The sequence below is a fragment of the Tabrizicola sp. genome (genome assembly GCF_016792905.1).
Classification (GTDB): domain Bacteria; phylum Pseudomonadota; class Alphaproteobacteria; order Rhodobacterales; family Rhodobacteraceae; genus Tabrizicola.
Genome location: NZ_JAEULP010000018.1, coordinates 1 through 23,444 on the forward strand (window position 1 = coordinate 1; position 23,444 = coordinate 23,444).

Below are 23,444 nucleotides of genomic sequence, written 5' to 3' on the forward strand. Positions count from 1 at the left end.
AAGTGGTGCCCAGAGCCGGAATCGAACCAGCGACACGCGGATTTTCAATCCGCTGCTCTACCAACTGAGCTATCTGGGCACCGTTGGGTGGGCGGGTGATACCCAAGGCGCGGGGGGCTGTCCAGAGGGAAAACGCCCCTAGTGCGGCTTCGGCAGCGCCTCGTTTGGGGGCTGATCCTCGGCCTCGTCCTCGCTCTCGGCAGGGACGCGGTAGCCCTCGGTCAGCCAGCGGCCAAGGTCGACGTCGGCGCAGCGGCGCGAGCAGAAGGGGCGGTAGTCGTGGGCGGCGGGCTTGCCGCAGATCGGGCAGCTCATGGCAGGGCTCGGGGCAGAAGCTCCGCCAGGGGCAGGCGGTCGCGCTTGCGGGTCAGCTCGTAAAGGCCGAGCACCGTCCAGCCCGCAAGGTTGGTCTCGCCGTCGCTCTTGAAGGCGGCCTTCAGCACCTGGTCCAGGATATGCCGCTCTCGCTTCGGCATCGGGGCGAAGTCGACCACCACCTGCCCGCCCAGGCCCCGCAGGCGCAGCTGGCGCGGCAGGTCGCGGGCGGCCGCGATGTTGGCCTTGAGCGCCGCGGCGGGCGAGGTGTCGGGGCCGGTGTTCACATCGACCGCAACCAGCGCCCGGGTCGGCTCGATCATCATGTGCGCACCCGTCTCCAGCGCCACGCGGGGGCCGGTCAGCGCCTCAAGCGCCTCGGTCACGCCCTGCCGCTCGAAGCTTGCCGGATCGGTATCGGCATCGTCGACCGCCGGGTCCAGCCAGTCGCGGAAGGCGAGGTCATGCGCCGAGGCGCCGTCGACCAGCAGTTCCGGTGGTCCCGTGAGATCGGCCAGAACCGCCTCTGTCAGGCCGCGCATGGCGGCGATATCCTCGGCCACGGTGGCTGCCTCGGCCTCGGCACAGCCGGATCGCAGGATCAGGCCAAGCCGGTCGCTTGCGCCCGCCATGCCGGCTTCTGCGATCGCGGACAATTCCACCCGGCGCTCCTCGTCCTTGATCTTGCGCGAGATGTTCAGGCCCGGGGCATCGGGTGTAATGATCGCGAACCTCGACTTGAACAGAAGCCGGGTCGTGACCGGGACCGCCTTGCCCGGTTCGGCGGGGCCCGTGACCTGAACCAGCAACCGCTGGCCCGGCGCCACACCCGAAATTTGCCGCAGGAAGCCCGATCCCACGGGGAGCTTGACGAAGATGCCGCCCTGCCCCTTGACCGGCCGGTCGGCCACCGCACGGTAGATCGCGCCGGGGATCGCTACGTCGCCCACCGGGTCGATCACCAGATCTTCCAGCCGCCCATCCACCATCAACGCCGCCGCCTGGCGACCGCCAATCTCGTCCAGAACCAGAACGCGGCCCTTCATTCCTGCCTCCAGACCGGGTAGCCGACGGCAGCGAGCAGTGCCGCCGTTTCCGCCACGGGCAGCCCCATGATGCCGGTGAACGACCCGGAAATCCACGGGATCAACGCCCCCGCAAGGCCCTGGATGCCGTAGCCGCCGGCCTTGCCCTGCCACTCGCCCGAGGCGAGGTAGGCATTCAGCTCGACATCCGAAAGCCGCTTCATCTTCACCACGCTCAGGCTTTCGCGCGACAGCAACCTGGCGCCCTTGCGCACGGCAATCGCGGTGATCACCTGGTGCCGTCGCCCACCGAGCGCGGTCAGGAAAGCCGCGGCCTCGCCAGCGTCAGCAGGCTTGCCCAGGATGCGGCGGCCGAGCGCGACGGTGGTGTCGGCGCACAACACCACGTCCTCCGGCCCCGCAGGCACGGCCATGGCCTTCTCCTGCGCCAGACGCAGGGCATAGGGGCGCGGCAGCTCGCCCTTGCGGGGGTCTTCATCGATGTCGGGAGGCAGGATCAGGTCGGGCACGAGTCCAATCTGCGCCAGAAGCTCCTTCCGGCGCGGGCTGCCCGATCCCAGGATAAGACGCAACTTACTTGAAGCGATAGTTGATGCGGCCCTTCGACAGGTCGTAAGGGGTCATCTCGACCTGCACCTTGTCGCCGGCCAGAACCCGGATGCGGTTCTTGCGCATCTTGCCTGCCATGGTCGCGATCAGTTCATGGCCGTTCTCGAGTTCGACCCTGAATGTCGCATTCGGCAGGAGTTCCTTCACGACACCGGGGAATTCGAGAATGTCTTCCTTGGCCATGGTCTCTCCATTGCAGATGGGCCCGCGGGGATTGCCGCAGGCTTCCGCCGGGCGATATGCCCGCGAAAGGGGCGGTTTACAAGCGGATTCTGGACTCTCTCATGTCCGCAACCGGAAGCGCTGGATCTTCCCGGTCTGCGTCTTCGGCAGCGCATCGGTAAAGATGACCCGGCGGGGATACTTGTAGGGCGCGATGGTGCGCTTCACATGATCCTGCAGGATCTTCACCAGCAGGGCGTCCGGCGCATGGCCCGGCGCCAGCACGACATGCGCCTCGACGACCTGGCCACGCTCCTCGTCCGCCGCGCCGATCACCGCGCATTCCAGCACCGCCGGGTGCGACAGAAGGGCCGCCTCCACCTCCGGCCCGGCGATGTTGTAGCCCGCGCTGATGATCATGTCGTCGGACCGGGCAGCAAAGTGGAAGCGGCCCTCCTCGTCCTGCCAGAAACTGTCGCCGGTCAGGTTCCACCCGCCCCGGACATAGGTCTTCTGACGCTTGTCGGCCATGTAGCGGCAGCCCGTCGGCCCGCGCACCGCGAGCCGACCGACTTCCCCGCGGGGAAGTTCGGCCATGTCCTCGCCCACGATCCGCGCCTCGTAGCCCGTGACCGGGCGCCCGGTGCAGGCGGGGTGGTGGTCGGTGAAGCGGTTGGTGATGAAGATGTGCAGCATCTCGGTCGCGCCGATCCCGTCCAGCATCGGCTTGCCGGTCTTTTCCATCCATTCCTCGTAAACCGGGCCCGGCAGGGTTTCCCCCGCACTGACCGCCGCCCGGAGCGAGGAAAGATCGGCACCCTCGGCCATCGCCTTCAGCATCACCCGGTAGGCTGTTGGCGCAGTGAAACAGACCGTTGCCCGGTGCTTCTGGATGATGTCGATCATGTTCGGCGGCGAGGCCTGCTCCAGGAGCGCCGCCGCCGCACCGAAGCGCAGCGGGAACACTGCCAGTCCGCCAAGGCCAAAGGTGAACGCCAGCGGCGGCGAGCCGACGAAGACATCCTCGGGCGTGACCGCCAGCACTTCCTTGGCATAGCCGTCAGCGATGATCAGAAGATCGCGGTGGAAATGCATGGTGGCCTTCGGTTCGCCGGTCGTTCCGCTGGTGAACCCCAGCAGGGCCACGTCGTCCCGGCCCGTCTTCACCGCCTCGAACTTCACCGACTTCGACAGGGCGATCCGGTCAAGCTCGGCATCATGATTGGCGGTGCCGTCGAAACCGATCACCGTCCGCAGGTGCTTGGAGGCCTTGGCGCAGGCCACCAGTTCCTCCAGCAGCCTCGTATCGCACAGGGCCAGCGCAATCTCGGCCTTGTCGACGATCTGCCCGAGTTCCCCGGCCCGCAGCATCGGCATGGTGTTCACCACCACCGCCCCGGCCTTGGTGGCGGCCAGCCAGCAGGCCACCATCGCCGGATTGTTGGCGGACCGGATCAACACGCGGTTGCCGGGCTTGACCCCGTAATCCTCGACCAGCGCATGGGCGAGGCGGTTGGTCCAGTCGGCCAGTTCCTTGTAGGTCCGGCTGCGGCCATTGCCGATCAGTGCGGTATGGTCGCCGAAGCCCTTTGCCACCATCGCATCGGTCAATTCCACCCCGGCGTTCAGCCAGTCTGGATAGTCGAAGCCTCGCAACCTGATCTCCGGCCAGTCCTGCGGCGCGGGCAGCCGGTCGCGGGTGAACGTGTCCGTGTGTCCTGTCGGTCCAAGCATTCCCGGTCCTCCCAAACCTTGTCCTGTCATGCCTTCGGAATGACGGCGGTTGCCTCGATCTCCACCTTTGCGCGGTCCTCGACCAGCGCCACCACCTGCACCAGCGCCATGGCCGGGTAATTTCGGCCAATGACGGCCTTGTAGACCGCCCCCAGGTCCTTGAGCCGGTCGAGGTATTCGCGCTTGTCGGTCACATACCAGGTCAGCCGCACCAGATGCTCCGGCCCGGCCCCGGCCTCGGCCAGGATCTCGACGATGGACTTCAGCGCCTGTTCCACCTGGCCCACGAAGTCGTCGGTCTCGAAGACCTGCTCCGCGTTCCAGCCGATGATCCCGCCGGTGAAGACCAGCCGCCCCTCGGCAGCGACACCGTTCGAATACCCCTTCGCGGGCTTCCAGTGCTTCGGGTGAAGGATCTCATGCATCCTGCGTCTCCTTGTATCTCTCCAGCGCCGCCCGCATGTCCGCAGGCCAGGGCGCGGCCTTCATCCCGTGGATCCAGGCCAGCGTCATGCCGACCCTGAGCCGCAGCCCGTCCGGCCCCTGCCCCTCGACCCACAGCTTCACCGACGATCCGCCGACCCGCTCCACCCGCAGCGTGAAGCGCACCTTGTCGCCCAGCCGCGAGGGCCGCTGGAACATCGCCTCCATCGCCACGGTGGGCACGCCGTTCACCGCCCCGCCGTTGTGCATCGACGCGAAAGACCGCCCGACCACATCGGCGAAGAAGTTCTCGATGACCGAGTTCACCATCTCGAAATAGCGGGGATAGAAAACGATCCCCGCCGGGTCGCAATGGTTGAACTCGATCTGGATCAGGCGCTCGTAGGTCATCCGAGTATGCTCCGCGCAATGACGATGCGCTGCACGTCGCTCGCACCCTCGTAGATGCGCAGCGCCCGGATTTCGCGGTAGAGGCTCTCCACGGCGAATCCGTGCCGCACTCCGTCGCCGCCGTGCAACTGTACCGCCATGTCGATGATCCGCTGCGCGGCCTCGGTGGAATACAGCTTCGCCATCGCCGCCTCCCGGCTGACCCGCGCTGCCCCCATGTCCTTGGTCCAGGCCGCCCGATAGACCAGCAGGGCCGAGGCGTCGATCTCCAGCGCCATGTCGGCCAGGTGCCCCTGCACCAGCTGCAATTCGCTCAAGGCCTGGCCCTGAATCCGGCGCCCCTGCGTGCGCGCCAGCGCCTCGTCCAGCGCCCTGCGGGCAAACCCAAGCGCCGCCGCCCCGACGGTCGAGCGGAACACGTCCAGCACCGACATGGCGATCTTGAACCCGTCGCCCGCCTTGCCGATCAGCGCAGCTTCGGGCAGTACCACATCGGTCAGCCGAAGATGCGCCAGCGGATGCGGGGCCATCACCTCGATCCGGTCAACCACCTCCAACCCCGGTGCATCCGCAGGAAGCAGGAAGGCCGAAAGCCCTCGCGCCCCGGGCGCCTCGCCCGTCCGGGCGAAGATGACATAGACATCGGCAATCCCGCCGTTCGAGATGTAGGTCTTCTCGCCGTTCAGCCGCCAGCCGCCCGCAACCTTCTCCGCAGTGGTCGCCGTCGCCGCCACGTCCGAGCCCGACCCCGGCTCGGTCAGGGCAAAGCCGGAAATCGCTTGCCCCGCCCGCGTCTTGGCCAGCCACTCCCGCTGCGCCGCCGTGCCGAACAGCGATACCGCGCCCATCCCCAGCCCCTGCATCGCAAAGGCGAAATCTGCCAGCCCGTCATGCCGCGCCAGCGTCTCGCGGATGAGACAAAGCAACCGCACATCCAGCCGCTCCCCCTCCGCCGCGCCCGAGTGCCTCAGCCACCCGCCTGCCCCGAGCGCCGCAACCAGCCCCTTGCAGGCCGCGTCCACATCCCCGTGCGCCACCGGCAGGTTCACCGCACACCATTCTTCCAGCGCCACCACCAACGCGCGGTGGCGGGGTTCGAAGAAGGGCCAGTCAAGGAAGGTCGTGTCGCTCATTTCATCTGTCCGCAAATATCCCGGGTGCGTCCACGGTTGCGCCACCGGTTCGAGAAACCGTGGACGCGGGGGGCGGCGCCCCGGGGCTCAGTCACCCTGGAAGACGGGTTTCTCTTTGCCCACGAACGCCCGATAGGCCCGCTCGAAGTCCTTCGTCTGCATGCAGATCGCCTGGGCCTGGGCCTCGGCCTCGATCGCCTGCTCCAGCCCCATGTTCCATTCCTGGTTCAGTTGGGTCTTGGTGATGCCATGTGCAAAGACCGGCCCCGAGGCCAACCGCCGCGCAAGCGCCATCGCCTCGGCTTCCATCGCCTCTGCCGGGTGAAGCGCGTTCCAGAAGCCCCAAGCGTAGCCTTCCTCAGCTCCCATCACCCGCCCGGTATACAGCAATTCCGCCGCCCGCCCCTGCCCGATGATCCGGGGCAGCATCGCGCAGGCGCCCATGTCGCAGCCCGCCAGGCCCACGCGGGTGAAGAGGAACGCGCACTTGGCCGCGGGCGTAGCCAGCCGCAGGTCCGAGGCCATGGCGATGATCGCCCCCGCCCCCACCGCCACCCCGTCCACCGCCGCGATGATCGGCTTCCCGCAGGAAATCATCGCCTTGACCAGGTCGCCCGTCATCCGGGTGAACGCCAGGAGGTCCTTCATCGGCAGTCCGATCAAGGGGCCGATGATGTCATGCACATCGCCGCCGGAGCAGAAATTCCCCCCGTTCGAGGCGAAGACCACCAGGTCCACGTCCTCCGCATAGACCAGCGCCCGGAAGGTGTCGCGCAGCTCGGCATAGCTGTCGAAGGTCAGCGGGTTCTTCCGGTCGGGCCGGTTCAGCCGGACCACCGCGACGCGATCTTCCACCGACCAAAGGAAATGCTGCGGCTTCAGCCCCGCCATCTTGCTCATCGTCCCATCCTCTTCAGGATCACCGTCAACTGGTCGAGGTCTTCCTCGCTCAGCCCCGCAAACAGCCGCGCGACCTCCGCCTCGTGCCCCTCGGCCATCGTCTCGAAGGCGGCCATGCCAGCGGCGGTCAGCGCGACATGCACCGTGCGACGGTCGGCCTCGGATGGCGTTCGCAGCACCAGCCCCTCCGCCTCCAGCCGGTCCACCACCGCTGTCGCATTGCCGTTCGACACCAAGAGCATCCGGCTCAACTCACCCATCGTCACGCCGTCGCGCCGTCGATAAAGCGCGGCCATCACGTCGAAGCGGGGCAGCGTGGTGTCATGCTTGACCCGGAGGTATTCGCGCAACCCGTTTTCCGTGGCCCGGGTTACGCCCAGAAGCCGTATCCACATCTTCAGCCGACGCTTCGATCCTTCGCTCATACCTCACCCCCCGAGATCGAAAGGCAGGCCCCGTTCACCCCCCGCGCCGCGTCCGAGGCGAGGTACAGCGCCGCCGCCGTCACTTCCGCAGGCTGGTAAAGCCGCCCCTGCGGGCTCAACCCCTCCAACGCCGCGCGGGCTTCGGACAGCGTCTTCCCGGTCTTCCCGGCAATCACCTCAACCGAATGCGCCGTCATCGGCGTGTCCAGGAACCCCGGGCAGATCGCGTTGACCGTGATCCCCTTCCGCGCAACCTCCAGCGCGAGCGACCGCACCAGCCCGACCACCCCATGCTTCGCCGCCGCATAGGGGGCAACCTTGGCATAGCCCTTCAGCCCCGCCGTCGAGGCCACGGCGATCAGCCGCCCGTCACCCCGGAACTGACCCAACGCCTCGCGGAAGGTCAGGAACACCCCGGTCAGGTTGACAGCGATCATCGCGTTCCACTGCGCCAGCGTCGTCTTCGCCATCACCGCGCTGTCCGCCGCCCCGGCATTGGCGATGACGATGTCACAAGGGCCCGCCTCGCGGAACATCGCCGCGACCGAGCCCTCATCCGTCACATCCGCCTGCACCCAGCGCGCGCCCAAGGGCTCCGCCACCGCCCGCAGCGCAGCCTCGCGGCGGCCCGAGATCACCACCTCCGCCCCCGCCCCGGCAAAGCCGCGCGCAAGGTCGGCCCCGGCACCGGACCCGCCCCCCGTGATCAGCACGCGCTTGCCCCGGAAGCTCATACCCGGATCACCTCCTGCGCCCGGGCCTGCAAGCGCAGCGCCTGGTCGCGACCGTTCAGATAGGGGTCGGGCCAGAACACACCCTCATCCCCCGCCTTCACCGCCGCATGCAGCGTCCAGTATGGGTCGGCCAGATGCGGCCGAGCCAGCGCCACCAGATCGGCCCGCCCGGCCAAGAGGATACCGTTCACCTGATCGGCCTCGGTAATGTTGCCAACCGCCATCGTCGCCAGCCCCGCCTCGTTGCGGATGCGGTCACTGAACGGTGTCTGGAACATCCGGCCATAGATCGGCTTCGCATCGGTGCTGGTCTGCCCGGCGCTGACGTCGATGATGTCAGCCCCAGCAGCCGAGAATGCCTTGGCGATCTCCACGGCTTCTTCCGGGGTCACGCCGCCCTCGCCCACCCAGTCATTCGCCGAAATCCGTGCCGACATCGGCTTCTCCGCAGGCCAGGCCGCGCGCATCGCCCGGAACACCTCCAGCGGCCAGCGCAACCGGTTCTCCAGGCTGCCACCATACTCGTCGGTCCGGATGTTCGATTTCGGGCTGATGAACGACGAAATCAGATACCCATGCGCCGCATGAAGTTCGATCATGTCAAACTCTGCGCGCGCCGCCATCCGGGTCGAGGCCACGAACTGATCCCGCACCACATCCATATCGGCCCGCGTCATCGCCTTCGGCACGGCGTTTCCCTTGCTCCATGCAATCGCGCTGGCGCTCATCGTCTCCCAGTTGCCGGAAGCCAATGGCGCATCGCCTTCCTCCCAGCCCAGCTGCGTGCTGCCCTTCCGACCCGAATGGCCGATCTGGCAGCAAAGCTTGGCCTTCGTCTCGGCATGGACGAAATCGACCAGCCGCTTCCACGCCACCTCATGCTCCGGCGCATACAGCCCCGGACAACCCGGCGTGATCCGCCCCTCGGGCGAGACGCAGGTCATCTCGACATAGACCAGCCCCGCACCCCCCTTGGCGCGCTCGGCATAGTGCGCGAAATGCCAGTCGGTCGGACAGCCGTCCACCGCCTTGTATTGCGCCATGGGCGACACGACGACGCGGTTCTCCAACCGCATGTCCCGCAACTGGAACGGTGCGAACATCGGCTGGCGACCCGCCTGCCCCCCCGCCTGCACCTGGAACCAGTCCTCGGCCTTCCTCAGCCAATCCGGGTCGCGCAGCCGCAGATTCTCGTGTGAAATCCGCTGGCTGCGGGTCAAGAGCGAATAGGCGAACTGCATCGGCGCCATGTCCAGATAGCGTTCGACCCGTTCGAACCATTCCAGGCTGTTCCGCGCCGCCGATTGCAAGCGCAGCACCTCGACCCGCCGCTCTTCCTGATAGCGCTGGAAGGCCGCTTCCATCGTCGGCTCGGAATGCAGGTAATCCGCCAACGCAATCGCCGAGTCAAACGCCAGCCGCGAGCCCGAGCCGATGGAATAGTGCCCCGTCGCCGCTGCATCGCCCATCAGCACGACATTGCCGTTGTACCAGCGTTCGCACAGCACGCGCGGGAACTGCATCCAGACCGCCGACCCCCGCAGGTGGTTGGCGTTCGAGATCAGGTCGTGCCCGCCCAGATGCTTCGCGAAAATCCGCTGGCAGGTGGCGACGGTCTCTTCCTTCGACATGTCGGCGAACCCGGCGCGGTCCCAGGTCTCGGGCATGCAATCGACGATGAAGGTAGCGGTGTCATTGTCGAACTGGTAGACATGCGCCCAGAACCAGCCCCATTCCGTCTCTTCGAAGATGAAGGTGAAGGCGTCGTCGAACTTCTGGTGCGTCCCCAGCCAGATGAATTTCACCAGCCGCTGGTCGATGTCGGGCTTGAAGACATCGGCATATTCCCGGCGGACCAGCGAGTTGATGCCGTCCGTCGCCACCACCAGATCATAGTCCTTGCGGTAATCCTCGGCCGTCTTGAACTCGGTCTGGAACTGAAGATCGACGCCCAACTCGCGCGCCCGCTCCTGCAACAAGAGCAGCATCTTCATCCGCCCGATCCCGGCAAAGCCATGCCCGCCCGACACGATCCGTTCGCCGCGATGCACCACCGCGATGTCGTCCCAATAGGCGAAATTCGCCTTGATCGCGTCATAGGACTGCGGATCGTTCTTCTTCATCCGCGCCATGGCATCGTCCGACAGCACGACGCCCCAGCCGAACGTGTCATCCGCGCGGTTCCGCTCCAGTACCGTCACCTGATGCGACGGATCGCGCAGCTTCATCGAGATCGCGAAATACAGGCCCGCCGGACCACCCCCAAGGCAAAGAACCTTCACTTGACCCTCCCTCGAGTCCCTGATTGCCCGAACCCTGCCACCCGGCGAAAATAATTTCAAGCTTGAAATTTCTAGCTTGAAATTTTTCCGGCCCAGTGCAGAATGGAGTCCATGGAACTGATCGTCGAACCCCACGGGGCCTGGACCCGGCTCGTCCTGAACCGCCCGCAGGCGAAGAACGCCCTGAACACCGCGCTACTGGCCCGATTGGCCGCGGTGCTGGACGGGCTGGCGCGGGATCCGACCTGCCGCGCCGTGCTCCTGACCGGGGCCGAAGGCAACTTCGCCGCCGGGGCCGACATTGCCGAGATCGAGGGGAAGTCGTCATCAGACGGAGCCATCGACCCGCGCAAGGCGCATTGGGCCGCGATCCGCGCCTTCCCGAAACCACTGGTCGCCGCCGTCGACGGCTTTGCGCTCGGCGGCGGGTTCGAACTGGCGCTGATGGCCGATTGCCTGATCCTCGGGATTACCGCGAGACTCGGCCTGCCCGAAACCAACCTGGGCCTGATCCCCGGCGCGGGTGGCGCCCAACGGCTGCTGTCGCTGGTCGGTCGCGCCCGGGCGGCCCGGCTCGTCCTGACCGGCGAAATCCTGCCCGCCGCCACTGCCTATGACTGGGGCATCGCGGGCTGGCTTGCCGACGGCCCGGCCGAAGACCTCGCCCGCCCGCTGACCAAGAAACTCGCCGACCGCGCGCCCCTTGCCTTGATGGCCGCCAAGGCCGCCCTCGTCGCCGGGGCTGAAGGTGCCCTCGCCCTCGATCAGGAACGCGCCGGTTTCGAGGCCTTGCTCGACAGCGCCGACAAGGCCGAAGGCATCCGCGCCTTCCGCGAGAAGCGCAAGCCGGGGTTCACCGGCCAATGACCGACCGTCCCGCCATCGGCATCGTCGGCCTTGGCACCATGGGCCTCGGCATCGCGCAGGTCTACGCCCAGGCCGGGTTCCCGGTCGTCGCCACCGACGCCCACGCCCCAGCGCGTGACTCCGCCCACAGCCGCATGGCGGAAACGCTCAACGCCCGCATCACGGCTGGCAAGCTGACCGAACCCGACCGCGATGCCACGCTCTCCCGCCTGACCGTAGCGGACGATGTCGCCGCCCTTGCCCCCTGCCAGCTCATCATCGAAGCCATCGTCGAGAAACTGGAGGCCAAGCAGGCCCTCTTCACCACGCTGGAGCCGCTGATCGCCCCCGGCGCGATCCTTGCCACCAACACCTCCTCGCTTCCGATCCACGCCATCGCCCAAGGCCTGCGGCACCCTGACCGCGTCCTCGCGCTCCACTTCTTCAATCCGCCCCCGGCGATGAAGCTGGTGGAACTCGCCCCACACGCCGACACCGACCCCATCGCCATCACCCGCGCGCAAACCTGGACCGAGGCCGCAGGCAAGACCGTCATCCTCTGCCCAGACCGCCCCGGCTTCATCGTCAACCGCTGCGCCCGGCCCTATTACGGCGAGGCGCTGGCCATGCTGGCCGAAGGACGCTCCGCAGCCGAGATCGACGCCGCGATGGTGGCCGCCGGGTACAAGCTCGGCCCCTTCGCCCTGATCGACCTGATTGGCGCCGACATCAACCTTGCCGCGACCGAAGGCATGCATTCCGCCATGGGCCAGCACCCCCGCTACCTGCCCTTTCCCGCCCTGAAAACCCAGGTCGCCAGTGGCAACCTTGGCCGCAAGACGGGCAAAGGTTTCGTCTTCCCCGACCCGCCCGCCCCTCCGCCATCCGAGGCCGCAGCCATTGCGCTCCGCATCGAGGCGACCCTTGTCAACGAGGCCCACTGGCTCCTCTCCGAAGGCGGCACCACGCCGGAAGGCATCGACACCGCGATGCGCCTTGGCCTCAACTTCCCGCGCGGACCATTCGAGGCGCTGGCGCGCCATGGCCGTCCCGCGATCCTGGCGGAACTCGCCCGCCTCCGCGTCGCAGCACCCGAGGCGTTGAAACCCCGCTACGACCCCGCGCCCGGTCTGGCTACCTGAAACGCCTGCCGCCTTGCGCCCGTCGGGGTCGGGCAGGTAGCCTCGCGCCATGGAACCGGAGGCTCCCTTGACCCAGACCGTCTTGGCCCGTGGCATCAGCGTCGACTTCGCCCCCCTTGGCGGCGTCCTGCAGGACCTTACCGTCACCGACGACGGCACCACCATCGCGCCGCTGCACCACGCCCCCTGGTCCCCCGACGAAGTCCCCGCCGACTCGCCTCGGCACCAGCGCTGGCTTGCGGGCGATTTCCTCGCTGCCCCCTTCGGCCCCGGCCCGGACGGGCTGCACGGGCTGACCGCCAACGGACTCTGGCCGATCACTCCCGCCGCCTCCGGCACGCTCCGCGCCGTCCTGGAAGGCGCGGTCAACGGGGCGACCCTGGTCAAGGAACTGTCCCTCGCCGACGACCACCCCGTCGTCTACCAGCGCCACCTGTTCATCGGCGGAACCGGGGCCTTGCCCGTGGCCAACCACGCGATGATCTCGGTGCCGAACGGCGCCAAACTGTCCTTCTCGCGCAAGCGCTGGTGGGAAACCCTGCCCGAGCCGCTGGAAACCACCCGGGGCCGGTCCTGCCTTGCCTATCCCCGCCGCGCCGAGGACGCCGCCGAATTCCCCGCCGCGGACGGCAGCACCGTGAACCTGCATCGCTATCCCTGGGGCGAGCGGCATGAGGATTTCGTCGCCGGGATCGAGGATCCCGCCTCGCGCCTGGGCTGGACCGCCGTGGTCCGACCCACGGAAGGCGACCTGATCCTGACCCTCCGCAACGCCCGAGCCCTGCCGATGACCATGCTCTGGCACTCGAACGGCGGCCGCGACTATGCCCCCTGGAACGGCCGCCACACCGGCTGTCTCGGGGTCGAGGAAGGCGCCGCGCTGCCCGTCCTCGGCCTCTCGTCACGCGAAACGCCCGATCCGCTCACCGCTGCCGGGCAACCGGCGCTCCTGACGCTCGACCCGCTTGGAACCGTCGAGGTGCGCCACATCCTCGGCGCCATCCGCTGGCCCACCGGCCAGTCCGTCGCGGGCGTGATGCTCGAGGGCGATGTGCTGACCGTCACCGGCGACTGGGGCGCCGAACGCAAGCTGCCCATCCGCGGCGCCTGGCTGGGCACCGCAACCCCCGCAGCACCCGCGGCGCGAAAGCCTGCCGTCGACTGGGACAGCTGATCCGCCCCGGTGCGCTGCTATTCGGAGAAGCCCGGCTTCTGCGCCCAGGCCCAGGCATCGCCGATCATCTGCCGCAGGCTCGACCGTTGCGGTTCCCAGCCCAGCTCCTGGATCGCATGGGTCGAGGATGACACCAGCGCGGCCGCATCGCCGGCACGGCGCCCGCCGATCACGACCGGCACCTCGCGGTTCGTCACCATCCGGCTCGCCTCGATCACTTCCCTGACCGAAAAGCCCCGCCCGGTGCCGAGGCAGAAGACACCATTCCCCTTGCCATCCAGAAGCCGCCGCAAGCCCAGCACATGCGCATCGGCCAGGTCGCTGACATGGACATAATCACGCACACAGGTGCCGTCGCGGGTCGGATAATCCGTCCCGAAGACCGTCAGCGCCGGGCGCTTGCCCGCCACCGCATCCAGCATCAGGGGGATCAGATGCGTCTCCGGCACATGCTGCTCGCCCGTCTCCCCTTCGGGATCGGCGCCAGCCACGTTGAAATATCGAAAGATGACATGGGAAATTCCGACCGAAACGCCGAAATCCTGCAGCATTTGTTCAATTGCCAGCTTCGACCCGCCATAGGCGTTGATCGGCCTTTGCGGCGTATCTTCCGTCAGCAGCACCCCGTCCTGGTCGCCGTAGGTGGCACAGGTCGAAGAGAAGACGAAGTTCTGCACCCCCGCCGCCGCGCAGGCTTCCAGCAGGTTCAGCGCCCCCCCGGTATTGACCCGCCAGTAGAGCCCGGGGTCCTTCATCGACTCGCCCACCAGCGACAGGGCGGCGAAATGCATCACCGCCACCGGGCGATGTTCGGCCAGCGCGGCGTCAATGCTGCCCCGGTCCATCAGGTCGCCCTTGACGAAGGGGCCCCATTTCACCGCGCCCGCCCAGCCGGTCGACAGGTTGTCGAACACAACGGGCACAAACCCGGCCCGCGCCAGCGCCTTGCAGGCATGTGAGCCGATATAGCCCGCACCGCCCGTCACCAGCACCTTGTCCGCCATGATCGCAGCGCCTCTTACAGAAACAGGATGTCGCCCGCGAGGAGGTGTGCGTCGAAAATCCCCGGGATGTCCAGACTATTCCCGCCTCCGAAGTCCAGATGAAGCCCGGTGTCCGTCACGGTGGCGCCCGCAAGGATGCTCGCCACGTCAGGCGCAACGCCCCCCCAAAGCGCGCGATCGAGCACGATCTTGTCCTGCTGGTCCTGGAAGTCGGAAATGCAGTCGGCTCCGGCGTTGAAGACGAAGCTGTCGGCACCCAGCCCGCCGGTCAGGATGTCGTCCCCCGCCCCCCCGTCCAGCCGGTCATTGCCGCTGCCCCCGTCAAGCCGATCGGCGCCGCCGCCGCCGAAAAGCTGGTCCGCCCCGTCGCCGCCGATCAGGCGATCCTCGCCTTCGCCAGCCTCCAGCCTGTCGTTGCCGGTTCCTCCCTCCAGAAGGTCGTCGCCTTGTCCGCCCTGCAGACTGTCATTCCCGGTTCCCCCGTACAGTGTGTCCGCGTCGTCACCGCCATCCAGCCGGTCGTTGCCGTTCGCACCGTCCAGAACATCGGCGCCCGTGCCGCCGAGCAGCAGGTCGTTGCCCTCACCGCCCGCAAGCGTGTCGTCCCCGGCCCGCCCGTCCAGCTGGTCGCTGCCTGCCCCGCCGATCAACAGGTTCCCCTGCCCGTCGCCCAGAAGCGTGTCGGCCCCGGCGCCGCCCACCAGCCCCTCGATCGCGTCGAAGAGGTCCCCCAGCGCATCGCCCGTCGACAGCTCCGGCGCCGCAAGATCGACACGCAGCGCCCGCGATCCGGCGTAGCTGGCCAGGTCGAACCCCTCGCCCCCCTCCAGCCGATCCATCCCCGCGCCACCCTCCAGCGTATCGTCGCCGCCGCCGCCGATAAGCCAATCGTTGCCCGCCCTGCCCTGCAACAGATCGTTGCCCTGCAGCCCAAGGATCAGGTTCGCCGCCCCGTCCCCCGCCAGCGTGTCGCCGAAGCCCGATCCCTCCAGACCCTCGATCCCGAGATAGACGTCGCCCTTCGCGTCGCCGGTGTTCGTCGTGGCCGAGACAAGGTCCGCCCGTACGCCGGCACCGGCGTCGACATAGGACGCAAGGTCCCGGCCGGTGCCCCCGTCCAGCCGGTCCGCACCCGCACCTCCCATCAGCGTGTCGTCGCCGTCGCCACCGATCAGCGCATCATTCCCTGCCCCGCCGGACATCCAGTCCGCACCTGCCTCGCCGCGCAGCCGGTTCGCCATCCCGTCACCCGCGATCCGGTCGTCAAGCGAAGTCCCGATCACCTCCTCGATCCCCGTCAGCACATCGCCTGCCGCAGCGCCCGCGTTCAGGCCCTGCCTCCCAAGGTCCAGAACCAGCGCTTCAAGCCAGCCCGCATAGCTGGCCGTGTCATATCCCGCCCCGCCGTCCATCGTGTCGGCACCCGCGCCGCCGCTGAGCAGGTCATTCCCCGCCCCGGCAAGAAGCACGTCGTCGCCCGCCCCGCCGTCCAGCCGGTCATTGCCGGTGCCACCGTCCAGGACGTCAGACCCGTCTGCGCCAACAAGGAGATCGTTGCCCTCGCCGCCCGTCAGGCTGTCATCCCCGCTCCGACCGTCCAGACGGTCGTTCCCGCTGCCGCCGATCAGCAGGTTCCCCTGCCCGTCGCCCAACAGCGTGTCGGCGCCGGTTCCGCCCACCAGCCCTTCGATCCCGTCGAAGACATCGCCAAGCGCGTCTCCGGTTGACAGTCCCGGCGCCTGCAGGTCGACCATCAGCGCCCGCGCCTCGGCGTAAGAGGCCAGGTCCAGCCCCGTGCCGCCGTCCAGCCGGTCGGCTCCCGCACCGCCGAACAGCACGTCGTCCCCCGCTCCGCCCTGCAGCGTGTCGTTGCCCGCCCGGCCATACAGCAGATCAGCTCCGTCCAGCCCTAGGACCAGGTTTGCCTGCCCATCGCCCATGAGGGTGTCGCCGTAGCCAGAACCCTCAAGGTCCTCGACCCCGACATAGACATCGCCGCGCGCGTCGCCAGTGTTCGCCCCTGCCGATGCGAGATCCGCCCGCACCCCCGCAACCGCATCGCCATAGGACGCAAGGTCCCGCCCCAGCCCCCCGTCCAGCCGGTCCCCCCCCGCCCCGCCAGTCAAGCGGTCGTCGCCGTCGCCGCCATAAAGCGCATCATTCCCTGCCCCGCCCGACAGCAGGTCCGCCCCACCCCGCCCTGTCAGCGTGTCATTGCCGCCCCCGCCGAAGGCACGGTCGGCAAGGTCGGTCCCCGCGAAGCTGTCGTTCAGGCTGCCGAGGATGAACCCTTCGATCCCGATGAAAAGATCCCCCGCCGCCTCGCCGGTGGCAAGCGATGGCGCCATCAGGTCGATGCGCAGCGCGGTCGTCGCGGTTTCATAGCTGACGAAATCAACGCCGTTGCCGCCATCCAGCCGGTCGACGCCCTCGCCGCCGATCAGCGTATCGCTGCCTTCACCGCCATAGAGGCTGTCGTTGCCCTGCCTGCCCTCGATCCAGTCATTGCCGTCCAGACCATAGATGATGTCGGCCTGCGTAGCGCCGCCCAGCATGTCGTTCCGGCTGGACCCCTCAAGTTCCTCGATGCCGAAATAGCTGTCGCCCGCCGCGTCGCCGGTGTTTCGGGTCGGATCGGCAAGATCGACGACCAGCCCGGTGGCCGCATCGCGATAGCTCGCCCGGTCCCGTCCGGGGCCGCCATCCAGCACGTCCGCGCCGGCGCCGCCCGGCAGAGTGTCATTGCCGTTACCCCCGTACAGGCTGTCATTGCCCCCCGCGCCGCCCAGCAGGTCATTGCCGTCCCTGCCCTCGATGAGGTTGGCCTCGGCATTGCCGGTCAGAAAGTCGGCATAGCTTGATCCGATGATCCCCTCGATCGACACATAGATCTGGCCTGCCGCGATGTTGGTGTTCTGGGCAAGAGCGCCGAGATTGACTCGAACCGCCCCCGTGGCACCCGTCAGCACGATGCAGTCGAACCCGGCGCCACCCTGGATCGTGTCCGCCCCGGGCGAGACCACGAACATCTCGTCCGCCGCGCTGCCGGTCAAGAGATCGACCTGGTTGGTGCCGTAGACCAGGTTCTCCATCTCCGGTGCGGTCGGCAGCGCGTGCCACAGGCCGATCACGTCGCTCAGACCCAGGGCTTCCGGCTGGATCGGCAAGCCGTTCGGCGTGACCAGCTCCAGCGTCTCGTCGCCCCAGGTGATCAGTGCGCCGGTCGCTGTGGCCGTGATCGTCAGCGCCGCCAGCGAATGGATCGGCCCCCAGGCCGACAGGTCGATGCGGTCGATCCCGGGCTGGAAGTCGCCGATCCGGTCACGGGCGCCATCGGCATCCATGACGAAAAGATCCGCATCTGCCCCGCCGAAGATCGTGTCGCAACCTGCCCCGTCGCCCAGGATGTCGCTTCCCGCAGCACCCTGAATCACATCGTCGCCATCTCCGCCGAGGATCATGTCGTCGGCATCCGTCCCACACCACACTCCGGCATCGGACCCGCCGGTCTCGATCGGCGTCAGCGTGCCGGGGTCGATCTGCACCCGCGTGATTCCGCTGCCCTCGCCCGAGACGAACAGCTCGATCATCCCGCCCGTGACCCGCGCCGTCAGCGCGGTGATGTTGTGCAAGGCCAGGCCCATCTCCTGCAACATCTGCCCGCAGGCCAGAAGCCGCCCCTCCGGCGTCAGCGTCATCACGGTCAGCCCGTCATCGCCCCCGCCCGCGATCACGAAGACCCGGTCACCCACCTGCGCCGTGGCCAGCGCCTGCACCCCCTGAAAACGGGTGTCCAGCGTGTCGATCACATGGTCGGCAACGCTCAGCGCCCCGCTCGCGGAAAGCCCGATCACGCTGATCGACGAGGAATTGGCCGAAGCGACAAGCAGATAGGTGGCACCAGCCATCTCCACCACCTGCACGGCCGAGGGATCGGCGATCCCCAGCCCCTGCGGCGCACCGATCATCTGCGGCATGCCCAGCGTGCCGTTGGCGGCCACCGGAAAGGCGCGAACCACATCGGCCTCCAGCGACAGGCTGACCAGGAAGCTCTTGCCATCCACCGTGACCGGGGTCAGCGACGAAATGTCGACCCCGGTGTGCGGTCCGTCCAGCACGCGAGAGCCGACCAAGGTCATCGTGCCGTTGGCCGCGACAGAATAGGCGTGGATCGTGCTTTCGCCCATCCGCGCGGCGTAGAAATAGGTCACGCCGCCGACCTGCACCACGCTTTGCGCGGCAATCGCACCCGCAAGGCTGCCCGGCAGTTGCAGCGGGTTGGCCAGCGCGCCATCTGCATCCATCGCCCAGGCCTGCACTCCGCCCTGGTTCGCCCCGGTGACGATCAGGTGCGGCGTGCCGTTGATCGTGATCCGCTCGATCACCGCCTCGGCCGACAGCGCCGCGCCGGGAGCCATCGCCTCCTGGTCGACCAGCGTCATGGCGCCGCCGACATCCAGCGCCATCACGCCGCCCCCGGCCCGCGTCGCGGTGTACAGAAGGACCTTGCCGCCCTGAACGACAAGCTCAAGATCCGAAATGCCCGACACCATGTTCAACGGCGCCGCCGTGAACGTCTCCACCACCTGAAAGCTGATCACTTCCGGCCCCAGTCACACCCATTTACCCAAGGCGAAGGATGCGCCCGGGGCGGGCAGCGGCGGATGATGCAAAGGCGGCGCAATCGCGGCGATTGGCCGGGATTTTCGCTAAACCTGCCGAAAGATCAGACCACCCGGGCCTTAGCGGCCGACACCGACATAGGCGGTGAAGCCCGCCTCGCGCACTTCCGCCGGGTCATAGATGTTGCGCAGGTCGGCCATCTGCGGGGTTGCCATCTTGCGGGCCAGCTTGGCCAGATCAAGGCCCCGGAACTCGTTCCATTCGGTCAAGAGCACCACCAGATCGGCATCGTTCGCCGCCTGGTACGGGTTCTCGATCCACTTCACGCCCGGCAGCAGCGCCTCGCCCTCATGGCGACCCTGGGGATCGCTGATGCGAACCTTCGCCCCTGCTCCCACCAGCGCCGGCACGATGGTCAGCGACGGCGCCTCGCGCATGTCGTCCGTGTTCGGCTTGAAGGTCACGCCCAGTACCGCGATGGTCTTGTCGCGCAGGCTGCCGCCGCAAAGATCGACGATCTTGTCGATCATCCGCCGCTTGACCTCCTCGTTGACCTTGATCACTGCCTCGACGATCTGCATCGGCGCGGCATGGTCCTGCCCGATCCGCGCCAGGGCCTTGGTATCCTTGGGAAAACAGCTTCCCCCATAACCCGGACCGGCATGCAGGAACTTGTCGCCGATCCGCCCGTCCATCCCGATGCCGCGGGCCACAGTCTTCACATCCGCGCCCACCTTCTCGCACAGGGCGGCAACCTCGTTGATGAAGGTGATCTTGGTCGCGAGGAACGCATTGGCCGCATACTTGATCATCTCGGCGCTTTCGAGCCCGGTGTAGACCATCGGGAATTCGCGCAGGGACAAGGGTCGGTACAGCTCGGCCATCACCTTGCGGGCCTTCGCCGACTCGATCCCGACCACCACCCGGTCGGGATGCATGAAATCATCGATCGCCGCGCCCTCGCGCAGAAATTCCGGGTTCGAGGCGACATCGAACTCGGCCGCCGGACTTGCCGCCCGCAGCGCCTCGGCCACCTTCCGGTTGGTCCCCACCGGCACGGTCGATTTCGTCACCACCACGGCATAGCCGGTCAACGCCCGTCCGATCTCCGCCGCTGCCGCCATCACATAGCTCAGGTCCGCGTGACCGTCGCCGCGCCGCGTGGGGGTGCCGACCGCGATGAACACCGCTTCCGCGCCTGCCACCGCGCCCGCCAGATCGGTCGTGAACGCCAGCCGCCCGGCGCCGGCGTTCTTGATGATCAGCGCCTCCAGCCCCGGCTCGAAGATCGGCACTTCGCCCCGGTTCAGCCGCTCGATCTTGGCGGCATCCGTGTCGACGCAGGTCACGTCATGGCCGAAGTCCGAAAAGCATGCCCCCGAGACCAGCCCGACATACCCCGTCCCGATCATCGCGATCCGCATCGTGCCGCCTTCCCTGAAGCCCGGGCGCATGTCTATGCAGGGCGACAGGGGCTGTCAAACCTTGCGCGCGCCGGGGAAACCACGCCACGCAGGCAAACGGCCCGCCCCGCCGGGCAGGCCGCATCGCCGGTCAGGGCCGCGATGGCTTCGGATGGCGCGCCTTCACCTCGGCCACGGCGGCAAGCCAATCCTCCTTCGCACATTCGCCCCGCTGCCAGCGGAAGAACTGCGGATCGGCCTCCGCCGCCAGCGCCGTGCGCAGCGCCTCGTCGCGTGCGACCAGAGCCGCCTGGAACCCGGCCTCGGCTTCGGCAGCAAGCTCCTCCGCCGTCGGTACCACGGGAACCGGCAGCGGCCGCGCGACCCAGGTACCCTTCGTCGTCCGCCGGTGCGCGGCCAGGAATTCGACGCTCAGGCCCTCGACCTCCTCGCTCCCGTCGCGAGGCTGGTCGCCGATCCAGGCGGGGATGCCATCCCTGGTGAACTGAACGTGCAACATCGCCATCTCCCTCAGAAGTCCGTTTCCACATAGACACCCATCACCGCCGCGCCGATGATGCTGGACGTGCCCCCGGCGCTGACATGACATCCCCAGCCCAGGCCCAGCGTTGCGGCCGGCAGGTTGGTGGTGACAACCCCCGATGCCGCCGCGCCCGTCATCAGGTTGCGCACCCGGTAGCCCACCATCTGCGTGGTCCCCGGCGGCGAAAACAGCGCCAGTTCGTAGACATCGCCACGATCCGCGGTCGGCCGCGGGAAGCCGGTCCCGAGGTCGATCTTCGTGGCCGTCCCCGACCCGTCGTTGTGCATGAACTGCAGGTTCGCATCCGCGCTGTCCCAGCCCATGCCCACGATGCTGGCAAGGCTCGACGGGTTTGCATCGGCCGGAGTGCCGGTGCGCAGACCGCAGAAGCCGCGATGCGTGGCCGATGTGGCGGCGATCCCGGTCGCGGTGCCCCAGGTGCAAAGAAGGTGGAACCCGCCATCCCCCGCCGTTGCGGCCCCGACCGTCCAGCGTGCCACGCTGGTCCGCAGCCCGGCGATGGCCGTGGTCGAGGCGGTGCCGTTCAGGTACTCGATCATCGCCATGCGTGTGCGGCGACTGGTGGCCGCCCAGCTGAATGCCGTGGCCGTCCCTTGCGCTGCCACCGCAGGAAAGCCGTCCAGCGTGGCGGTGGTGCTGTTGCTGGAAGGGGTCCAGCGCGCGACCCGGTTGCCGCCAAGATGGGGCTGCAGCGCCATCTCCAGCCCCGAAGGACCAAGGATTACCGGCAGAATGCGGCCAGCCACATCCTGACCATAAAGCTTCAACCCGCCCGAGGCAGGGGTAGTCGGGGTGGAGATCGACGGCAGCCGCAACTGCCCACCCTCGATTTCCACATCCGGCGCCCCGGCAAGGACGCCACCGTTGTTGTACTGAAGCTCACCGTTCGTCCCGCCCGGGGCGCCGCCCCCGCCCGAAGGCGCCGCCCAGGTCCCGTCCGCCCGCAGGAAATTCGCCGTCCCCCCGCCCGAGGCCGGGGCCAACCCCTTCGCCGCCGCCCCGAACACGTCCAGCAGCGCCGTCGCCTGTACCCCGGTCAGGTCCTCCGGGTCGCCCGCGCCCGCCGTGGCCCGTCCCTTGATCGTGCCGGATGCCACGTCGGCAAGCTTCGCATTCGTCACCGCATTTCCGGCAATCGTTGCCGCGAAGGATCCCGTCCCCGCGCCGGTCACATCGCCGCTCAGCGTGATCGTCTGGTCGCCCGTGTTGGTGCCGCTGATCGCATCCAGCTTGGTCTTGTCCGCAGCCGCCATGAAGCCCGCAGCCGCGCCAGTGGCCACCGCATGAAGCCCGCCCCCGGCCCGCGCCCCGTGCGCCGTGTCGTCGAACCGTGCCGCGGGCAGCACCCCCGCCACCAGGTCGCTGGCCGACCCGCTGGTTGCGATCCCCGCCAGCCCGGTGATCGTCGCCGCGCCTTGCGTCCCGGTATGGCTCGCCCGGTCGCGCAGCGCCGCGTCCAGGGCGTTCGCCGTCGCCCCGTCCGCCACGTTCAGGATGCCCCGCGCCTGTGCTGCCGTCAGCACTTCGGGCGCTCCCGTTCCGGCAGTGTCACGGCCCAGGAAACTGTCCGTCGCAATGTCCGCCAGCTTGCCAAGGCTCACCGCCCCCGCGTCGATGGTCCAGCTCGTCCCCGCCCCCGACACCGTGATGTCGCCCTTGTCGCCATCGGTCACGCCGCCGCCACCGCCGATCACCTGCGTGACCCCGGCGCTCCGCACCTTCACCTCGCCGGTCGTGGCGTTCAGCCAGAGCGTCCCATCCACGGGTGCCCCCGGGTCCGCCGCCTGCCCGCCCAGATGTACCGGCTGCGGCAGCGTCATCTCACCCGTCGCCGCATCGGCCTCCAGCGCCACCGACCAGGTCGCGCCATCCGCACTCACCTTCACCGCAAAATCGTCGGACCCCGACGTTCCCATCTCGGCCCGCCCGCCGAAGCCCGTCTGGAACAACAGGCTTGCCGTGTCCGACGTCACCGCCTTGTTCAGCTTCAGCTGATGCCCCGATCCCGCATGATTCAGAAGCGTCGCAGGCGAGGACACCGCCAGCCGGTTCGTTGCATCCGGCGTCGCCGAGACCCCCAGCCGCCCCACCGTGAACGGCCCGTCCGACAGCGCGATCCAGCCCAGCCCGTTGAAAAACGCCATCTGGCTTTCCGCCATCACATAGGCCTGCCAGCCCGGCAAGGCCTGCGTGAACTGCCACCCCGCCTGCGTGTACATCGCAATGCTGCCCGCCTGCCCGACCCAGGGACCCGTCGCCCCCGCCGCCACGATATGCCGGTCGCCGATCACCGGCAGAGCCGGGGCCGTGGTCAGCGTCCGGTTGATCACCGCCAGCTGCACCATCAGGTCCAGCTTCACCAGCGCCTCGTTATGGGTGACATGCTTCTGCGCCTGCGCCGGAAGGATCAGGGGCAGCGACAGGATCGTCGTATCGTCGGGCATCAGAAACCTCCGGGGATCGCCTTGGTGGCAGACCCTAGGCACGCTTCCTCAACACCGCCCTTCCACCCC

Annotated in this window: 20 protein-coding genes and 1 tRNA gene; 3 read left to right on the plus strand and 18 right to left on the minus strand. The window is 68.0% G+C overall.

Features of this window, described 5'->3' with window-relative positions; all coding sequences use genetic code 11:
• Positions 1 to 3 precede the first annotated feature (3 nt).
• From JNL31_RS03075 to JNL31_RS03135, 13 genes are all read right to left on the minus strand, one after another.
• A tRNA-Phe gene (locus tag JNL31_RS03075) sits at positions 4 to 79 on the minus strand.
• A gap of 59 nt (positions 80 to 138) precedes the next feature.
• Complete coding sequence (gene yacG, locus JNL31_RS03080) at positions 139 to 315, minus strand: DNA gyrase inhibitor YacG (protein ID WP_294969806.1); 177 nt, start codon at positions 313 to 315, stop codon at positions 139 to 141.
• Positions 312 to 1,361 (minus strand): ribonuclease E/G, encoded by a 1,050-nt coding sequence (locus tag JNL31_RS03085; RefSeq protein ID WP_294969809.1) that lies wholly within the window; start codon positions 1,359 to 1,361, stop codon positions 312 to 314. Before JNL31_RS03085 ends, yacG begins: the two co-directional genes overlap by 4 nt.
• Positions 1,358 to 1,933 carry a nucleoside triphosphate pyrophosphatase gene (locus tag JNL31_RS03090; RefSeq protein ID WP_294969812.1) on the minus strand — a complete coding sequence of 192 codons (576 nt, stop codon included), beginning with the start codon at positions 1,931 to 1,933 and terminating at the stop codon, positions 1,358 to 1,360. Before JNL31_RS03090 ends, JNL31_RS03085 begins: the two co-directional genes overlap by 4 nt.
• Before the next feature lies 1 nt (position 1,934).
• Positions 1,935 to 2,153, minus strand: coding sequence for a translation initiation factor IF-1 (gene infA / locus JNL31_RS03095; protein WP_135450909.1), 219 nt, complete (start codon positions 2,151 to 2,153; stop codon positions 1,935 to 1,937).
• 99 nt (positions 2,154 to 2,252) lie between these two features.
• Positions 2,253 to 3,866 carry an AMP-binding protein gene (locus JNL31_RS03100; protein ID WP_294969817.1) on the minus strand — a complete coding sequence of 538 codons (1,614 nt, stop codon included), beginning with the start codon at positions 3,864 to 3,866 and terminating at the stop codon, positions 2,253 to 2,255.
• 26 nt (positions 3,867 to 3,892) lie between these two features.
• Positions 3,893 to 4,291 (minus strand): RidA family protein, encoded by a 399-nt coding sequence (locus tag JNL31_RS03105; RefSeq protein WP_294969820.1) that lies wholly within the window; start codon positions 4,289 to 4,291, stop codon positions 3,893 to 3,895.
• On the minus strand, positions 4,284 to 4,700 hold the full coding sequence (locus JNL31_RS03110; RefSeq protein ID WP_294969823.1) for a thioesterase family protein: 417 nt from the start codon (positions 4,698 to 4,700) through the stop codon (positions 4,284 to 4,286). The genes JNL31_RS03105 and JNL31_RS03110 overlap by 8 nt, the downstream gene beginning before the upstream one ends.
• On the minus strand, positions 4,697 to 5,833 hold the full coding sequence (locus tag JNL31_RS03115) for an acyl-CoA dehydrogenase (protein ID WP_294969826.1): 1,137 nt from the start codon (positions 5,831 to 5,833) through the stop codon (positions 4,697 to 4,699). Before JNL31_RS03115 ends, JNL31_RS03110 begins: the two co-directional genes overlap by 4 nt.
• 87 nt (positions 5,834 to 5,920) lie before the next feature.
• Positions 5,921 to 6,733: an enoyl-CoA hydratase family protein gene (locus JNL31_RS03120; protein WP_294969829.1), complete on the minus strand. Its 813-nt coding sequence runs from the start codon at positions 6,731 to 6,733 to the stop codon at positions 5,921 to 5,923.
• A complete protein-coding gene (locus JNL31_RS03125; protein WP_294969832.1) occupies positions 6,730 to 7,158 on the minus strand; it encodes a MarR family transcriptional regulator in 429 nt (142 codons plus the stop codon). Before JNL31_RS03125 ends, JNL31_RS03120 begins: the two co-directional genes overlap by 4 nt.
• Positions 7,155 to 7,892: an SDR family NAD(P)-dependent oxidoreductase gene (locus tag JNL31_RS03130; RefSeq protein WP_294969835.1), complete on the minus strand. Its 738-nt coding sequence runs from the start codon at positions 7,890 to 7,892 to the stop codon at positions 7,155 to 7,157. Before JNL31_RS03130 ends, JNL31_RS03125 begins: the two co-directional genes overlap by 4 nt.
• Positions 7,889 to 10,174: a bifunctional salicylyl-CoA 5-hydroxylase/oxidoreductase gene (locus JNL31_RS03135; RefSeq protein ID WP_294969837.1), complete on the minus strand. Its 2,286-nt coding sequence runs from the start codon at positions 10,172 to 10,174 to the stop codon at positions 7,889 to 7,891. The genes JNL31_RS03130 and JNL31_RS03135 overlap by 4 nt, the downstream gene beginning before the upstream one ends.
• A 111-nt stretch (positions 10,175 to 10,285) precedes the next feature.
• On the opposite strand from JNL31_RS03135, the gene JNL31_RS03140 reads away from it, so the two are divergent.
• The 3 genes from JNL31_RS03140 to JNL31_RS03150 all read left to right on the plus strand — a co-directional run bounded on the left by JNL31_RS03140 (position 10,286) and on the right by JNL31_RS03150 (position 13,336).
• Positions 10,286 to 11,041: an enoyl-CoA hydratase-related protein gene (locus tag JNL31_RS03140; RefSeq protein WP_294969841.1), complete on the plus strand. Its 756-nt coding sequence runs from the start codon at positions 10,286 to 10,288 to the stop codon at positions 11,039 to 11,041.
• Positions 11,038 to 12,162 carry a 3-hydroxyacyl-CoA dehydrogenase NAD-binding domain-containing protein gene (locus JNL31_RS03145; RefSeq protein WP_294969843.1) on the plus strand — a complete coding sequence of 375 codons (1,125 nt, stop codon included), beginning with the start codon at positions 11,038 to 11,040 and terminating at the stop codon, positions 12,160 to 12,162. Before JNL31_RS03140 ends, JNL31_RS03145 begins: the two co-directional genes overlap by 4 nt.
• 67 nt (positions 12,163 to 12,229) lie before the next feature.
• The gene (locus JNL31_RS03150) at positions 12,230 to 13,336 is read left to right on the plus strand and encodes a hypothetical protein (protein WP_294969846.1); all 1,107 of its coding nucleotides are present in this window, start codon (positions 12,230 to 12,232) and stop codon (positions 13,334 to 13,336) included.
• A 17-nt stretch (positions 13,337 to 13,353) separates the two neighbouring features.
• Here the strand turns inward: JNL31_RS03150 and galE are convergent, their stop codons facing one another.
• The 5 genes from galE to JNL31_RS03175 all read right to left on the minus strand — a co-directional run bounded on the left by galE (position 13,354) and on the right by JNL31_RS03175 (position 23,375).
• Entirely contained in the window at positions 13,354 to 14,340 is a 987-nt protein-coding gene (gene galE, locus JNL31_RS03155) for a UDP-glucose 4-epimerase GalE (RefSeq protein ID WP_294969849.1), read from the minus strand.
• Between the two features lie 14 nt (positions 14,341 to 14,354).
• Complete coding sequence (locus tag JNL31_RS03160) at positions 14,355 to 18,941, minus strand: calcium-binding protein (protein ID WP_294969853.1); 4,587 nt, start codon at positions 18,939 to 18,941, stop codon at positions 14,355 to 14,357.
• Positions 18,942 to 19,082: 141 nt separating this feature from the next.
• Positions 19,083 to 20,387, minus strand: a complete 1,305-nt coding sequence (locus JNL31_RS03165; RefSeq protein ID WP_294969904.1) for a UDP-glucose/GDP-mannose dehydrogenase family protein — start codon at positions 20,385 to 20,387, stop codon at positions 19,083 to 19,085.
• A gap of 130 nt (positions 20,388 to 20,517) precedes the next feature.
• Positions 20,518 to 20,886 (minus strand): hypothetical protein, encoded by a 369-nt coding sequence (locus JNL31_RS03170; RefSeq protein ID WP_294969856.1) that lies wholly within the window; start codon positions 20,884 to 20,886, stop codon positions 20,518 to 20,520.
• An 11-nt stretch (positions 20,887 to 20,897) separates the two neighbouring features.
• Positions 20,898 to 23,375 (minus strand): DUF2793 domain-containing protein, encoded by a 2,478-nt coding sequence (locus JNL31_RS03175; protein ID WP_294969858.1) that lies wholly within the window; start codon positions 23,373 to 23,375, stop codon positions 20,898 to 20,900.
• Positions 23,376 to 23,444: the final 69 nt, after the last annotated feature.

Coding starts and splice junctions, on each gene's coding strand:
- JNL31_RS03145 (WP_294969843.1), top strand. CDS start 11,038: ATGACCGACCGTCCCGCCATCGGCATCGTCGGCCTTGGCACCATGGGC.
- JNL31_RS03170 (WP_294969856.1), bottom strand. CDS start 20,886: ATGTTGCACGTTCAGTTCACCAGGGATGGCATCCCCGCCTGGATCGGC.
- JNL31_RS03175 (WP_294969858.1), bottom strand. CDS start 23,375: ATGCCCGACGATACGACGATCCTGTCGCTGCCCCTGATCCTTCCGGCG.
- JNL31_RS03115 (WP_294969826.1), bottom strand. CDS start 5,833: ATGAGCGACACGACCTTCCTTGACTGGCCCTTCTTCGAACCCCGCCAC.
- JNL31_RS03085 (WP_294969809.1), bottom strand. CDS start 1,361: ATGAAGGGCCGCGTTCTGGTTCTGGACGAGATTGGCGGTCGCCAGGCG.
- JNL31_RS03100 (WP_294969817.1), bottom strand. CDS start 3,866: ATGCTTGGACCGACAGGACACACGGACACGTTCACCCGCGACCGGCTG.
- infA (WP_135450909.1), bottom strand. CDS start 2,153: ATGGCCAAGGAAGACATTCTCGAATTCCCCGGTGTCGTGAAGGAACTC.
- JNL31_RS03125 (WP_294969832.1), bottom strand. CDS start 7,158: ATGAGCGAAGGATCGAAGCGTCGGCTGAAGATGTGGATACGGCTTCTG.
- galE (WP_294969849.1), bottom strand. CDS start 14,340: ATGGCGGACAAGGTGCTGGTGACGGGCGGTGCGGGCTATATCGGCTCA.
- JNL31_RS03110 (WP_294969823.1), bottom strand. CDS start 4,700: ATGACCTACGAGCGCCTGATCCAGATCGAGTTCAACCATTGCGACCCG.
- JNL31_RS03165 (WP_294969904.1), bottom strand. CDS start 20,387: ATGCGGATCGCGATGATCGGGACGGGGTATGTCGGGCTGGTCTCGGGG.
- JNL31_RS03140 (WP_294969841.1), top strand. CDS start 10,286: ATGGAACTGATCGTCGAACCCCACGGGGCCTGGACCCGGCTCGTCCTG.
- yacG (WP_294969806.1), bottom strand. CDS start 315: ATGAGCTGCCCGATCTGCGGCAAGCCCGCCGCCCACGACTACCGCCCC.
- JNL31_RS03105 (WP_294969820.1), bottom strand. CDS start 4,291: ATGCATGAGATCCTTCACCCGAAGCACTGGAAGCCCGCGAAGGGGTAT.
- JNL31_RS03130 (WP_294969835.1), bottom strand. CDS start 7,892: ATGAGCTTCCGGGGCAAGCGCGTGCTGATCACGGGGGGCGGGTCCGGT.
- JNL31_RS03120 (WP_294969829.1), bottom strand. CDS start 6,733: ATGAGCAAGATGGCGGGGCTGAAGCCGCAGCATTTCCTTTGGTCGGTG.